Here is a 13,480-nt window from a genome sequence, read left to right as displayed (position 1 = left end):
ACCGTTCCTCAGCCGTACGTCGAGTCCGTGCGGAAATCATCGCGGCAGCCCACCGCGACCCCTCACACCGAGGTGATGATCTTGCGCATACTGCTCACCACGTGGGCATGGCCGTCACATCTGTTCCCCATGGTGCCGTTCGGCTGGGCCCTGCAGGCCGCGGGCCACGAGGTCCGAGTCGCCGTCGGCCCCGCCCTGACCGACGCCGTGGGCCGGGCCGGCCTGTGCCCGGTGACCGTCCGCGACGACGCCGACCTCGTCGGCATGTCCACGGCACCCGCCCTCAACTCCTGGCATCACCAGCAGCGTTGGACGTCCGACTGGTACGACAGGCCCGAACTGCTCAGCCGCGCACAGCGCGAGATGTACGCCGCACTCGGACACAAGCAGACCGCCATGGCCTCGGCCATGGTGGACGGGGTGGTGGACTTCGCGCGGGCCTGGCGGCCCGACCTCGTCGTGCACGACGCGGTCACCTTCGCCGGCCTCGTGGCGGGCGCCGTGCTCGGCGTACCGACCGCGGCGACGCTGTGGGGCAACATCGCGATCCCGCGGCACCAGCGGGATCCGTTCACCGGGGAGCTCGCACCGGACTTCGTGGCCCTCTTCGAGCGGTTCGGAGTGGCCCCGAAACCCGAACCGGACGTGTGGCTCGACCCGTGCCCGCCTCGTATGGGGCTCCCCTCTTCCGAGCCCCGGCTCACCTCGCGCTATGTGCCGTACAACGGCCCCGGCGGCAGCCCGGACTGGCTGCTCGCACCCGTCGGACGCCGGCGCGTCTGTGTCACCTGGGGCATCACGACGGGACGTATTCAGTCGGACGGCGACCCCGACGTCTTCGACCAGGTCGTCGAGGCGGTGTCCGGTCTGGATGCCGAAGTCGTGTTCGCGCTCTCGGCCGCGCAGCGCGAACGCCTGGACACCGGTGCCGCGCGCATCCGCGTCGTCGAGGCGCTCCCGCTCAATCTGCTGCTGCCGTCCTGTGCGGCGGTGGTCCATCAGGGCGGCGGCGGGACCACGATGACCTCCGTCTGGTCCGGAACCCCGCAGCTGATCGTCTCGCCGCGCCCCGAACAGATGATGACCGGCGACCGCCTGGAGCAACTGGGCGCCGCACGTCATCTGGTACGCACCGAACTGACGGCTGATCCGCGGGCCGGCACCAAGGCGCTGCGCTCGGCGCTGCTGGACCTCCTCGACGACGGCGCGTACGCCCGCGGCGCGGCGGAACTGCGCGGCGAACTGCTCGCCCAGCCGACCCCCGCCGATCTCGTACCGCGGCTGGAGGAGCTGGCGGCGTCCGGCACCCTCGGCACGCCCGGGCGGGGAGATCGGCCGACCGTCGTCACCGGCACGCCCCGCAGGAAAGCCAAGTGACTGTCGCCGGCCCGTCCGCGAGAGGACTCAGATGACCACCACCGCCAACACCGTCACCCCGGAGGGAAGTACCGAACCCCGCACGGCCGCACCCCGCACGGCCGCACCCCGCACGGCCGAACTCCGTGCCGTCGCGGCACGCTGGGCCGAGCGGACCGAGGCGGAGCGCCGACTGCCCGCCGAGGTCGTCACGGCGCTGCGGGACGCGGGCTTCGCACGCCATCTCGTACCCGCCCGTTGGGGCGGCACGGAAGGTTCCTTCACGGCACTCCTCGAAGCCGTCGCCGAGGTCGGGGAGAGCTGTGCGTCGACCGCCTGGAACGCGGCGGTGCACGCCATCCTCGGCCGGATGGTCTCCCATCTGCCGGAGAAGGGGCGGCAGGCGGTCTGGGGCCGGGGCCCCGACGACCTCTTCGCGGGGTCCATCGCACCGGCCGGCGAGGTGACGGCCGTCGACGGCGGCCACCGGCTCAGCGGCCGATGGCCCTTCGCGAGCGGCGTCGACCACGCCTCCTGGACCCTGCTGGGAGCCATGTCCCCCGGCCCGGAGTACCGGTTCTTCATGGTGCCCCGCGCGGACTACCGCGTCCTGGACACCTGGACCAACGTCGGTCTGAGCGGCACGGGAAGCAACGCGGTCGCCCTCGACGACGTATTCGTACCCGGTCATCTGTCCTTCGCCCAGGCGGAGTTGATGACGGGAGCCGCGGCGGAGGAGGCGTCCTGCCCGCGGATCCCGTTCAAACTCGTCAACGGCCTGACCTTTGTCGCGCCCGTGCTCGGCGCGGCACGCGGTGCGCTGCGCTCGTCGGCGGCACGGCTGGCGGTCAAGACGGAGATCACCGGTACGGCGACGCGGGCCGATCCGGCGGTCCACACGGCGCTGGCGCGCGCCGGGGCCGAGATCGACGCCGCGCAGCTGTTGCTCGAACGGGCGGCCGCGGCCGCCGACGGCGGAGCGGCCGGGGCGCTCGAACGTGCCCGCGCGCCACGGGACTTCGCGTTCGCGGCGGAGCTGCTCGGCGCCGCCGTCGACCGGCTCTTCCGGATCGGGGGCGCACGGTCGCAGACCATGTCGGACCCGGTCCAGCGCGCCTGGCGGGACGTGAACTGCGCGGCGGGCCACGCGGTCCTCCAGTTCGGGCCCGCCGCCGGCGTCTTCACCACCCACCTCATGGACGGAGTGCACCAGGATGTCTGAACCGACCCCCGTGGATCTTCTGACGCCCGTCGGCGGTGTGGAACTGCCCGCCCGGGAGAGGCTGATGCTGCTGGCCAACGGGCAGCGGTTCACCGCGGTCATCCACACGCTGGCCGAACTCGATGTCGCCGGGCAGCTGACCGGAGGGCCGCGGCCGGTGCGGGAGATCGCCGAAGCGGTCGGGTGCGATGCCACGCAGCTCTACCGCCTCCTGCGGTTCGCCGTGCTGATCGGCCTGTTCCACGAGACCGAGCCGGAGGTGTTCGCCCTGACCGAACTGGCCGAGGGGCTGCGCGCCGACCTCCCCGACAACGTCCGGGACGCGGTGCTGCTCGACGGCTCGGAGCGGTTCAACCGCGCGTTCACCGGCGTCGGGCACAGCGTGCGCACCGGTAAGCCGGGCTTCGACCACGTGTACGGCATGTCGTTCTGGGAGTACCTGGAGCAGGACGAGGAGGCGCTGCACACCTTCGACGCGGCGATGACCGGGATCAGTCGCCGCCTCGGCCGGATCTACCTGGACCGCCACGACTTCGGCCGCCCTCTCCGGATCGCCGACATCGGCGGCGGGCGCGGCTACTTCCTGGCGTCGTTGCTCCAGCGGCATCCCGGTGCGACCGGTGTGCTCTTCGACCGGCCGTCCGTGGTGGCCGAGGCGCACGGTCTGCTCCGGGAGCACTCGGTGGCCGACCGGGTCGACGTCGTCGCTGGTGACTTCTTCACCGACGAACTGCCCACCGGCTGTGACACCTACGTACTCAAGACAGTCCTGCACGACTGGCCCGACGACGCGGCGGAGTCCATTCTGCGCAGGGTCCGCGCGGCCGTCGGCGACTCCGGTGGGCGGCTGCTGATTCTCGAGCAGGTGGTGGCGCCGATGAACACCTGGGACCCGGCCAAGTTCCTCGACATCGACATGATGGTGGTCATGGGCGGCCGGGAGCGCAATCTCCAGGAGTGGCGGCGGCTGCTGGCGGCCACGGGTTTCCGGCTCGCCAACGAGCCCGGGACGGGGGAGTGGACCGTACTGGAGTGCGTGGCCGGATAGCCGGGCGTGGCCGGACAGCCGGGCGTGGCCGGACAGCCGGACGCCGGGTGTGCCCCGGGCCGCACGACGGGCCCGGGGCACACCCGGCCGGAACGGCCCAGGCGCACACCCGGGCGGCGCGGAGGGTTCAGCGGGCGGCGGCCGCCTCCACCAGGAGGGGAATCACATCGGCCGGAGCCGGCAGGGCTTCCATCGCCGTGCGGACCGCGGTGGTGCGAGCTCGGCCGGCCTCGGACAGCAGGGTGCGCAACGCCTCCTCGATGCCCTCCACATCACTGCTGTCCGCGGGGTCGAGCATGGCGCCCGCCCCCGCCGCGTCCACCCGTTCGGCGAACGCGGCCAGTACCGGCGCGAGGGGGAACATGAGCTGCGGCACTCCGGCCGCCAACGCGGTCAGCCCGGTGCCCGTACCACCGTGGTGGATCAGCGCGTCGCAGCCGGGCAGCAGGAGGCTGAACGGCACGGACTCGGCCACGCGGGTGTCCGGCGGCAGTTCGCCGAGCAGGTCACGGTGGGCGGCGCTGACAGCGAGGACGATCTCCGCGTCCAGCGCCGAGAGCACCTTGAGGGTGCGTTCGAAGGCCACCGGCATCCGCTCCGGGCGGACCTGAGCGGCGGTCACGCCCCAGGTGAGGCAGACGCGAGGCCTGTCCCGGGGCTCGCGCAACCACTCCGGCTCCACGCCGCCGCTCCCGTTGTAGGGAACGAAGCGGACGGACGTGCGCTCCACGGCCGCCGGCCACCGCAGTTCCGGCGGACAGGGGTCGAGCCACCCCGTGGGCCCCGGCGGGGGCTGCACCCCGAACCGTTCGAACAGGGCCGCGTATCCCGGCAGCGGATCACCTGTCATGCCCTCCAGTTCGTTGCGGGTGATCATCGGGGAGCCGAACATGTGGCTGAAGGTGGGGACTCGGAGCACGGCGCCCACCACGGTCGCCGCGTAGCAGACGGTGTCGTGCACGATCACATCCGGGCGCCAGGTCCTGGCGAAGGAGAGCAGGTCCTCGACCAGCGCGTCGGCGACCACGAACTGCTTCTCCGCCAGCGCGGTGTACACCGCGGCGACCTCGCCCCCCAGCGTCTCGGGCGACCGCGCCCAGTCCCGCGGCCACGGCGCCGTCTCGCCCAGCCAGGCGCTCAGCCCTTGGGTACGCCGGGCCATCTCCTCGCCCGAGACGTCCCGGCCCACCGGTACCGCCGTCAGACCGGCCCCGGTGATCGCCTCGGTGCAGGAAGGCGGAGCCGCGATCCGTACCTCGTGCCCGGCCGCCCGAGCGGCCCAGGCGAGCGGAACCAGTGGGAACAGGTGGGAGGACCCCGTCCAGGTGGCGAACAGTACGCGCATGTGCCCTCTTTCTCGTCGGTGTTCGGTCGGTGTTCCCATGGGCGGTCGGCCGACGGCGGCCGCCCGGTCCGGTGCGGCCCTCCGTCACTCGTCGAGAGCCCGCCACAGGTCGGACACGGCGTCCTCCAGGCGGCGGCGCGGCGACCAGCCGAGCAGCTCCCGGGCGAGCCGGATGTCCACTTCCAGCCGCTCCGGCCGGACACCCCCGGCGCCGTCGACCGGTTCCTCGACCACATGGGCGGGCACCCCGCTCACCTTGATCAGCAGATCGACCAGCGCGCGAACGGCGACGGCCTCTCCGCTGCCGATGTTGAGGACCCGCCCGCCCACGCGGGAGCGGGCGGCGGTGAGCACCGCGGTGGCCGCGTCCCGGGCGTCGACGAAGTCGCGCTCGGCGCGCAGCGGGGTGAGACGGATCTCGGCGGCCCGCCCCTCGACATGGGCCAGCCGGAGTTCGTGGGCCACCCTGCCGAGCAGGCTCGCGGGAGGTGAACCGGGCCCGGCGACGTTGGCCATGCGCAGGACGAGCGCGTCGAGGTCGCCGCGCCGCGCCGCGTGCAGGACAAGCTCCGTACCCTGCAGCTTGGTCCGTCCGTACGCGGTCGTGGGCCGGGTCGGCGTCCGTTCGTCGACCGGCTGCCCGTGCCCCGTCGGCGCGTACTCGTTCACCGAGCCGAGGTGGATCAGCCGGACCGGCCGTACGGCGCGGCGCAGCGCGTCGACCACCCGCCGCACCAGTTCGGTGTTGGCGGTGACCATCTCCTGCTCGGTGGCCGCCCACACCGCGCCGGCGGCGTTCACCACCACCGTGGGCCGGCCCTGGGTGAGCGCGTGCGCGAGTTCGCCGGGCGGGGTGCGGCACAGGTCGAGCGCGAGCGGCCGCAGCCCGGGCCGGCCCGGGCCGGCCTGCCGTGACACGGCGACCACGTCGCCGCCCTCGCCCAGGAGCGCGGCACACACGTGCCTTCCGACGAAACCCGTTCCGCCCAGCACGACCACTCTGGCGCGATCCGACTCGCCGGGTGTGACGTACTGCTCTTCGGCGCTGCCGAACATGGGGACCTCCGCAACCCGCTGTCTGTGCGCCCGGATCCGCCACACCGTGCGGTGGCCGGCCGTCGGCGCGCGGACCATGCTTCTGGCCCGGCTTCAAGCCTGTGTCCACGCTCGGTGGTCCTGGGCCGCTCGGCGTCGGCTCAACCGAGAATCGAGTGCGCCCGCCTACGGTCGGCGCACTATGGACGTTCGTGAACTCGCGGTGCCGCGTGCCTGGCGGATCACACCGCATCAGCTGTCCGACCGCCGCGGGTCGTTCTTCGAGCTGCACCGGCACCGCCAGGTGATCGAGGCGACGGGGCGGCCCTTCCCGGTGGCCCAGGTCAACTTCTCCAGCTCGCGGCGAGGCACCCTCCGGGGCATCCACGGCACGCTCACCCCACCGGGCCAGGCGAAGGTGGTCACCTGCGTGCGCGGGGCGGTGCTCGACGTCGTGGTCGACACCAGGCTGGGCTCCCCGACGTTCGGCATGTACGACATGACGCGGCTCGACGCCGAGTCGGGCGCCGCCGTCTATCTCTCCGAAGGGCTCGGGCACGGGTTCCTCGCCCTGACCGACGACGCGTGCGTCTGCTACCTCTGCTCGTCCGAGTTCGTCCCCGGCAGCCAGGTGGACATCAACGCGCTCGACCCGCAGCTCGGCATCCCCTGGGGCCTCACCGAGCAGCCGCTCATGTCGGACAAGGACGCCTCCGCGATGACGCTCGCCGAGGCGGGCGCGGCGGGCCTGCTGCCCACGTACGAGGAATGCCTCGCCCTGGAGGCGGGCCTGCGCACGACCGTCTGATCTCCCCCGCCGAACCGGCCGGACGACCCCGCGAGTGCCTCGCGCCCGGACCGGCCTGCACAATCAGTCTGTGGTGAGCAGCGTACGCATCGACATCCTGGGCGAACTCGAGGTCCGGACCGAGGACGGCACCCTGGTCGGCGTGCCGGGCACCCGGCTGCGCGCACTCATCGTGCTGCTGGCCCTGGCGGGTGGCAGGCCGGTCCCCAGTGAGCGGCTGATCGACGAACTCTGGGACGAGGACGACCGGCCCGCGGGTGCGCCGAACGCCCTGCAGGTGCTGGTCTCGCGACTGCGCCGGACGCTTCCCGAGGGTCTCCTGGAGTCCCGGGCCCGCGCCTATCGACTCGCCGTCCCACCGCAGGCCCTCGACGCACGGCGGTTCGAGGACCTGGCGGCGAGTGGCCGGGCGCTGCTCGGCCACGACGACGCCGAGGCGTCGGTGATCCTGCGCGCCGCCCTCGACCTGTGGCGTGGGCAGGCTCTGGAGGACTTCGGGGAAGCCGCGTTCGCCCGCCTGCACCGCAACCGTCTCGTCGAGCTGAGGCTGGCCGTCACCGAGGACCGCGTCGAGGCCGACCTGGCCACGGGCGCCGGTGTCGACCTGGTGCCCGAACTGGAGACGCTGGTGGCCCTTCACCCGCTCAGGGAGCGCATGCGCGGCCAGCTCATGCGGTCCCTGTCCGCGGCCGGACGGCAGGCCGACGCTCTCGCCGCGTACGAGGAAGCCCGCCGTCTACTCGCTCATGAGCTGGGTGTCGATCCGGGGCCGGAGCTGGCCAAGGCTCACCTGGCGGTGCTGCGCGGCGAGACCGGGCCGGTGCGGCGGCGCACGGCGGCCCCGGCTCCCACGGCTCGCCCGCGGACGAATCTGCGAGCCCAGGTCACCCGGTTCGTCGGCCGGGAGGAGGAGATGGCGGAGGTCGGCCGGCTGTTCGGGCGGTCCAGACTGCTCACCCTCGTGGGAGCGGGCGGAGCGGGCAAGACACGGCTCGCGGCGGAGTCGGCGGCCCGGTTGACGGAGGACATGTCCGACGGGGTCTGGTGGATCGAACTGGCCTCGGTGACCGACCCTTCGGACGTACCCCAGACCGTCGTCACCACGCTGGGACTGCGCGCCGGCGGGCTGATCGCCGGTCCTGTCACCGGCGCCAGCGGTCCTCTCGACCGGCTGACCCAGGTGTTGCGGGACAAGCGGCTGCTGCTGGTGATGGACAACTGCGAGCAGGTCATCGACAGTGTCGCCGCACTGGTCGACGGCCTGCTGGCCCGGTGCCCGCAGGTGCGGGTCCTGGCGACCAGCAGGGAACCCCTGGGCATCGTCGGCGAGCAGCTGATCCAGGTGCTTCCGCTGCCCCTGCCGGACCGGACGGCGCCGGCCGAAGCCGTTCTGGACAGCCCGGTGATCCGGCTCTTCGGCGAGCGGGCCGCGGCCGGCCGGCCGTCGTTCCGCGTCACCCACGAGAACGTCGGAGTGGTACTCGACATCTGCCGGGCCCTGGACGGCCTGCCGCTGGCCATCGAACTGGCCGCGACCCGGCTCCGCTCGATGTCGCCGGAGCAGATCCGCTCCCGGCTGGACGACCGGTTCGCCCTGCTCACCGCGGGCAGCAGGACGGCGCTGCCCCGCCAGCGGACGCTGCACGCCGTCGTCGACTGGAGCTGGGACCTGCTCAGCGCGGCCGAGCGCGAACTGGCCGCACGGTTCTCGGTGTTCCGCAGCGGTGCGTTCCTCGGCGCGGTGGAACGGGTGGCCGCCGGCCGGCCGGACGCCGGTACGACCCCGCTCCGCGGCCACGAGGTGTTCGAACCGCTCGCGGGGCTGGTCGACAAGTCGTTTCTCACTGTCACCGAGGTGGACGGTGAGCCGCGTTACCGCATGATGGAGACGGTGCGTGTGTTCGCCCTGGCCAAACTCGAGGCCATGGGCCGGCAGGAGTCGACACTGCGCTGCCACGCCGAGTACTTCCTCGCCGTGGCGGAGGACGCCGAACCGCGGTTGCGCCGGCACGACCAGCTCACCTGGCTGCGGCACCTGACGTGTGAGCACGACGAGTTCTCGGCCGCTCTGAACTGGGCGGTGGAGCATGCCGAGGGCGAGATCGCCACTCGGCTGGTCGCCGCGCTCGGCTGGTACTGGTTCCTGCACGGCTACCGGAGGGAGGGCGTGCACTGGGCCGAGCGCGCCCTGGCGCTGGACCCCGGGGAGGCACCCCCGTCGGCACGTGCCCTCGCTCTGGTCACCGCCGTTCCCCAACTGGCCGGGGAGGGCGGCGAGTCCGGGAGCCTGCGGGCCCGTATCGCCGAAGCCCGCGCGCTGATCGACGAGATGGAGCAGGCGGGCACGCCCTTCTCGCATCCGGCGCTCGGTCTGTTCGAGCCCATCGCGAGCATGCTGAGCGGGGACGGCGCCATCCTGGAATCGGTCAGACGCCGTTCCCAGGACGCCGATCCCTGGGTACGCGCGCTCGCCCATCTGCACCGCGGACAGATCGAGATGACGCTCGGCGAGGCCGAACGGGCGGCGGCCGACTACGCGATCGCCGCGGAGTCGTTCCGCGGCATCGGCGAACGGTGGGGCATCGCACAGGTGCTGGTGGCGTCGGCCGAGTCGCAGAGTGCCCGCGGTGATCGGCGAGCGGCGATCACCGCGCTGGAGGAGGCGCTCCGGCTCGTCGCCGAGCTCGGTGACCGGGAGGACCAGCCGCTGTTGATGGTCCGGTTGGCCACCGAGCGGGCGTACGAGGGCGACCTGGTGCGGGCCGAGACCGAGCTGTACGAGGCACTGGAGCTGGCGGACGAGCTCGGAGCGCGGGAGCAGCGCGCCTACGCGCACCAGGCGCTGGGTGACGTCGCGCGCTGGTCGGGGCAGCCGGAGCGGGCACGGAGCCTCCTCGAAAGGGCCCTCGCCGAGTTCGACACGACCGGGCAGCGCCCCGACCAGGTGCGCGCCCTGCTGCTCGCCTCGCTCGGCTCGGTGGCGTCGGCCGAGGGCCGGCCGCTGATCGCGCGGCAGCGGTTCACCGAGGCGGTCGCGGCGCTGCCGCCGGCCCCGGAGCCCGGCATCGCCGCCCGGCTGGCCGAACTCCTCGCCGATGTCGAGCTGGCCGAGGGCCGCCCGGAACAGGCCGCGCATGCCCTGGGCACCGTGGCCGTCCTGCGCACAGCGCCCCGGGACGCCGGCCCCGACGCGAGCCGTATCGCGGGGGCCGCCCGCCGCCTGCTGGGCGAGGACGCGTACGCCGCCGCGCACCGTCGCGGTACCGGGACGGGCCGGCGTGCCGCGCTCGCGCTCCTCGTGTCGGCGGCCGCCGACGGCCAGGGCCCTTCTGACGGATCTCCGGGGGAGAAGGTGCGGCGAGTGGGGCACCTCCCACGCCCTTAAGGCAGTGGGGGAGCGTGCCGGGCGTCGCGACGCCGCGGAGATCCATCAGAAGGGCCCTGGCGCGCCCGGCGGGGGCGGTCGGTCAGCGGCTTCTCGCCTCCCGCCGCGGCGCGTTGCCGACCGCCAGCGACTCCAGCCGCGGAACGAGGGCCGCCGGTGTCGGCTGGCGGACCATGGTCCGGCGTACTTCCTCCGCACGGGCGCGCGGCCCGGGATCGTCGAGGAGGGTCCGTACGGCCGTGGCGATCTCTGCCGGGCCGGGCCGGGTGTCCGCCGGCAGGTTCAGGCCGACGCCCGTCGCGGACACCCGCTCGCCGCACATCGCCAGGGCGGGACTGAACTGCGGCAGCACGAGCTGGGGAAGGCCGTGGGCGATCGCGGTGAGGGCCGTGCCGGAACCACCGTGGTGGATCACGGCCGCGCAGCCGTCCAGGAAGAGATTGAGCGGCGCCGGGTCCACCACCCGCACGGAGTCGGGCAGTTCGCCGACCTGCTCGCGCAGCCGCGGGTCGAGGGGGACGAGCGCCTCGACCCGGTCCAGAGCGGCCAACGCCGAGGCGAGCGTCCGCAGCAGGGCAAGGCCGCCGAGGTCCGCGGGCATGCTCCCGAGGGACACGCAGACCCGGCGCCGCCCACCGGTGCCCCGGTGCGCCCACTCCGGCACCGACCCGGCACCGTTGAACGGCACGTGGCGCACCGCCTGAGCCGGCGCCGCCTCGGGGAACTGCAGACCGGGAGGGCACGGGTCGATCACCAGAGCCGGATCACCGAGCCCGTCCGGGACACCGACCCGCGCGCAGGTCTCCGCCAGGGCCCGCCGGGCCGGTCCGGCCGCCTCGGTGGACATGGTCTCCGGGCCCCAGCGGTGCACCACCACAGGTACGCCGAGCGCTCCGCCGAGAACGCGCGCGCTGAACTCCAGGGGGTCCGTGACGATCAGGTCGGGGCGCCACCACCGGCCGATCTCCAGGTAGTCGTCGAGCACGCCGTTCACCCGTTCGCGCCAGCGCGCGGCCAGTTGGTCCCAGGTCGGCTGCCAGGTTCCGCCGGGCACGGCCGCCTGCTGCTCGGCGAGTTGAGCCATCCTGCGCCGTCGCTCCGCCTCCAGCTGTGCGCTGCCGACGGAGGCGGTGACGAACCCCGCGGCCTCGGCCTCGGGCAGCAGGTCCGGCTGGCCCACCAGGATGACCTCGTGGCCGGCCGCGCGCAACGCTCCGGCCAGGGGCACCATGGGCAGCAGATGGCTGGTCACCGAGACGGCCGCGAACAGCACCCGCACGGGTCAGCCCACCAGTTCTTCGAGTACGGGCACCAGGTCGGCCGGAGCCGGCATGGCCGCGATCTCGTCGCGCAGCTGGTGGGCCCCCTTCGTGCAGTCGGGTTCGTCGAGAACGGCACGCAGCGCCGCCTGGATCGCCGCGGGATCGTTCTGAGTCTCCGCCTCGTCGAGCTGCCGGCCCGCGCCGACCGCCTCGACGCGGTCGGCGACGACGAACGTGTCGGTGATGCCGGGCAGGACGAGCTGCGGCAGCCCGAACGCCGAGGCGGTGAGCGTCGAACTCGCCCCACCGTGGTGCACGATCGCGTCGCAGGTGTCGAGGAAGAGGTTGAGCGGTGCGGGATCCACCACCCGTACGGATGCCGGGACAGGGCCCAACTCGCCCTGGAACTCCGGCTCCAGAGTGAGGATCGTCTCCACACCGTCGAGTTCCCCGGCGGCCTCGGCGGTGGCCCGGAACAGGGGCATGCCGTTCAGGGCCGCGGTCAGCCGCCCGAACGTCACACAGATCCGGCGCCGCCCGCGCGGCTCCTCCTTCGCCCAGTCGGGCAGGGTGCCGGTGCCGTTGAAGGGCACGTACCGCATTCCCCGGCTCGGCGGCGCCTCCGGGACCTGGAGACTCGGCGGGCAGGGGTCGATGACCAGGGCGGGGGCCGGAAGGCCGTCGAGGCCGAGCCGGCCGAGCATGGTCCCCATCGTCCTGCGGGCCATCTCCTGTCCCGGGAATCCGGCCGGGTCGATGCCCCAGCGGCGGTTGACCGTCGGTATCCCGAGGACCCCGCCGACGATGAGCGCGCTGAACTCCAGCGGGTCCGCGATGATCAGGTCCGGCTTCCACTCCCTGGCCAGCGCCAGGTACTGGGACACCATGTAACGGCAGTGGATCAGCCAGATCTTGTTGACCGCGTCCCAGTGCCCGTCCCGCACCCTGGTGCGTCCCACCTCGATCGGCCGCTTGCCGTCGGGGAGGCCGGAGGTGAGCGGCTCCAGCGCGTCGAAGTACTCGCCGACGACCGCCGTGCACAGCCCGGCCCCGTGGGCCGTGCCGATGATGTCCGGCTGCCCCGCGACCAGCACTTCGTGCCCGGCCGCACGCAGTGCCCATGCGAGTGGTATCGACGGCGCGAAGTGCGTGGACACCGGGGTACTCATGAACAGGACGCGCATCGAGGATCTCCCTCACCGACGGACTCGACGGACTACGGCAGGTTTGCGCCGCCATCGTCGAAGCCGTCGTTCGAGCCTCGGTCGGAACGCGGTCGAGGCGGCCCGCCGGAGCGGACCGCCTCGTCGTGCGGGGAAGGGGGCGAGAAGCCGCCCGTTTCCTCTGCCGCCCTCAGGCGTCCTGCTCGGCGAGCAGGCGGTACAGCGAGCGCCGCGCGTCCAGGAGGACTTGGCGGGTCCGGTCGTACCGCTCGTCGTCGGCGTCGTGCAGGGCGTGCCGTACGGCGGTGACGACGTGTTCGCACAAGGTGTTGATCTCCACGGCGCGCTCGTCGACGGCGTCGGCCAGGGTGTCCCACAGGGCGTCCAGCTGCTCCCGGTGCTCCGCCACGTGCGCGCGGCCGGCCTCGGTCAGCCGGTAGTTCTTGCGGCCGGTGCCCTCGTACTGCTCGGCGAGCCCGTCCTGTTCCAGTCCCTGCAGAGCCGGATAGACCGCGCCCGGGCTCGGCCGCCAGGAGCCGTGACTGCGCTCCGCGATGTACTGGATGATCTGGTATCCGTTCGCCGGCTGCTCGGCGAGGAGGGTGAGGGCCGCGCTCCTGATGTCCCCGCGTCCGGCCTTGTGGGCGCGCACGGCCGTGATGGCGGCGGCCGGAGCGACGGCCGGCAGGGCCATGGGTGCCGCCGGCGTGGAGGGCACCGGGGCGAGCGCGGGTTCGGCGCGCGGTGACACCGGCTCGACGGCACGTACGGGGGCCGGCTCCCTGGTGGGGGGGATCTCTGTGTCGTTCATGGTGTTCCACCTCTCGGGTCGCTGAGCTGCAGGACTACCCTGCCG

Annotated in this window: 10 protein-coding genes; 5 read left to right on the top strand and 5 right to left on the bottom strand. The window is 73.2% G+C overall.

All coding sequences use genetic code 11. From position 1 onward, the window contains the following. Positions 1-75 precede the first annotated feature (75 nt). The 3 genes from AB0I18_RS10485 to AB0I18_RS10475 are packed head-to-tail and all read left to right on the top strand — an operon-like array spanning position 76 to position 3,626. Positions 76-1,377 (top strand): nucleotide disphospho-sugar-binding domain-containing protein, encoded by a 1,302-nt coding sequence (locus AB0I18_RS10485; RefSeq protein ID WP_363105016.1) that lies wholly within the window; start codon positions 76-78, stop codon positions 1,375-1,377. A gap of 31 nt (positions 1,378-1,408) precedes the next feature. Continuing rightward, positions 1,409-2,578 (top strand): acyl-CoA dehydrogenase family protein, encoded by a 1,170-nt coding sequence (locus tag AB0I18_RS10480; RefSeq protein ID WP_363105015.1) that lies wholly within the window; start codon positions 1,409-1,411, stop codon positions 2,576-2,578. Continuing rightward, positions 2,571-3,626 carry a methyltransferase gene (locus AB0I18_RS10475; protein ID WP_363105014.1) on the top strand — a complete coding sequence of 352 codons (1,056 nt, stop codon included), beginning with the start codon at positions 2,571-2,573 and terminating at the stop codon, positions 3,624-3,626. Before AB0I18_RS10480 ends, AB0I18_RS10475 begins: the two co-directional genes overlap by 8 nt. Before the next feature lie 127 nt (positions 3,627-3,753). Here AB0I18_RS10475 and AB0I18_RS10470 read toward each other — a convergent pair whose 3' ends face one another. Together AB0I18_RS10470 and AB0I18_RS10465 are read right to left on the bottom strand one after the other, a co-directional pair. Next, positions 3,754-4,971: a nucleotide disphospho-sugar-binding domain-containing protein gene (locus AB0I18_RS10470; RefSeq protein WP_363105013.1), complete on the bottom strand. Its 1,218-nt coding sequence runs from the start codon at positions 4,969-4,971 to the stop codon at positions 3,754-3,756. 84 nt (positions 4,972-5,055) lie between these two features. Further along, positions 5,056-6,027, bottom strand: coding sequence for an NAD(P)-dependent oxidoreductase (locus AB0I18_RS10465; RefSeq protein WP_363105012.1), 972 nt, complete (start codon positions 6,025-6,027; stop codon positions 5,056-5,058). A gap of 181 nt (positions 6,028-6,208) precedes the next feature. Between AB0I18_RS10465 and rfbC the strand changes: the two genes are divergently transcribed. Both rfbC and AB0I18_RS10455 read left to right on the top strand, forming a co-directional pair. Continuing rightward, positions 6,209-6,814, top strand: coding sequence for a dTDP-4-dehydrorhamnose 3,5-epimerase (rfbC, locus tag AB0I18_RS10460; protein WP_363105011.1), 606 nt, complete (start codon positions 6,209-6,211; stop codon positions 6,812-6,814). Positions 6,815-6,887: 73 nt separating this feature from the next. Continuing rightward, complete coding sequence (locus AB0I18_RS10455) at positions 6,888-10,199, top strand: BTAD domain-containing putative transcriptional regulator (RefSeq protein ID WP_363105010.1); 3,312 nt, start codon at positions 6,888-6,890, stop codon at positions 10,197-10,199. A gap of 82 nt (positions 10,200-10,281) precedes the next feature. Here the strand turns inward: AB0I18_RS10455 and AB0I18_RS10450 are convergent, their stop codons facing one another. The 3 genes from AB0I18_RS10450 to AB0I18_RS10440 all read right to left on the bottom strand — a co-directional run bounded on the left by AB0I18_RS10450 (position 10,282) and on the right by AB0I18_RS10440 (position 13,435). Then, positions 10,282-11,478: a nucleotide disphospho-sugar-binding domain-containing protein gene (locus AB0I18_RS10450; protein ID WP_363105008.1), complete on the bottom strand. Its 1,197-nt coding sequence runs from the start codon at positions 11,476-11,478 to the stop codon at positions 10,282-10,284. Between the two features lie 3 nt (positions 11,479-11,481). Beyond that, positions 11,482-12,645 (bottom strand): nucleotide disphospho-sugar-binding domain-containing protein, encoded by a 1,164-nt coding sequence (locus tag AB0I18_RS10445; RefSeq protein WP_363105007.1) that lies wholly within the window; start codon positions 12,643-12,645, stop codon positions 11,482-11,484. 169 nt (positions 12,646-12,814) lie between these two features. After that, positions 12,815-13,435 (bottom strand): PadR family transcriptional regulator, encoded by a 621-nt coding sequence (locus tag AB0I18_RS10440; RefSeq protein ID WP_363105006.1) that lies wholly within the window; start codon positions 13,433-13,435, stop codon positions 12,815-12,817. Positions 13,436-13,480: the final 45 nt, after the last annotated feature.

The sequence above is a fragment of the Streptomyces sp. NPDC050704 genome (assembly GCF_040654355.1).
Classification (GTDB): Bacteria; Actinomycetota; Actinomycetes; order Streptomycetales; family Streptomycetaceae; genus Streptomyces.
This window is presented reverse-complemented; position numbering and strand designations above follow the sequence as displayed.

Coding starts and splice junctions, on each gene's coding strand:
- AB0I18_RS10465 (WP_363105012.1), bottom strand. CDS start 6,027: ATGTTCGGCAGCGCCGAAGAGCAGTACGTCACACCCGGCGAGTCGGAT.
- AB0I18_RS10475 (WP_363105014.1), top strand. CDS start 2,571: ATGTCTGAACCGACCCCCGTGGATCTTCTGACGCCCGTCGGCGGTGTG.
- AB0I18_RS10470 (WP_363105013.1), bottom strand. CDS start 4,971: ATGCGCGTACTGTTCGCCACCTGGACGGGGTCCTCCCACCTGTTCCCA.
- AB0I18_RS10445 (WP_363105007.1), bottom strand. CDS start 12,645: ATGCGCGTCCTGTTCATGAGTACCCCGGTGTCCACGCACTTCGCGCCG.
- AB0I18_RS10485 (WP_363105016.1), top strand. CDS start 76: ATGATCTTGCGCATACTGCTCACCACGTGGGCATGGCCGTCACATCTG.
- AB0I18_RS10480 (WP_363105015.1), top strand. CDS start 1,409: ATGACCACCACCGCCAACACCGTCACCCCGGAGGGAAGTACCGAACCC.
- AB0I18_RS10440 (WP_363105006.1), bottom strand. CDS start 13,435: ATGAACGACACAGAGATCCCCCCCACCAGGGAGCCGGCCCCCGTACGT.
- rfbC (WP_363105011.1), top strand. CDS start 6,209: ATGGACGTTCGTGAACTCGCGGTGCCGCGTGCCTGGCGGATCACACCG.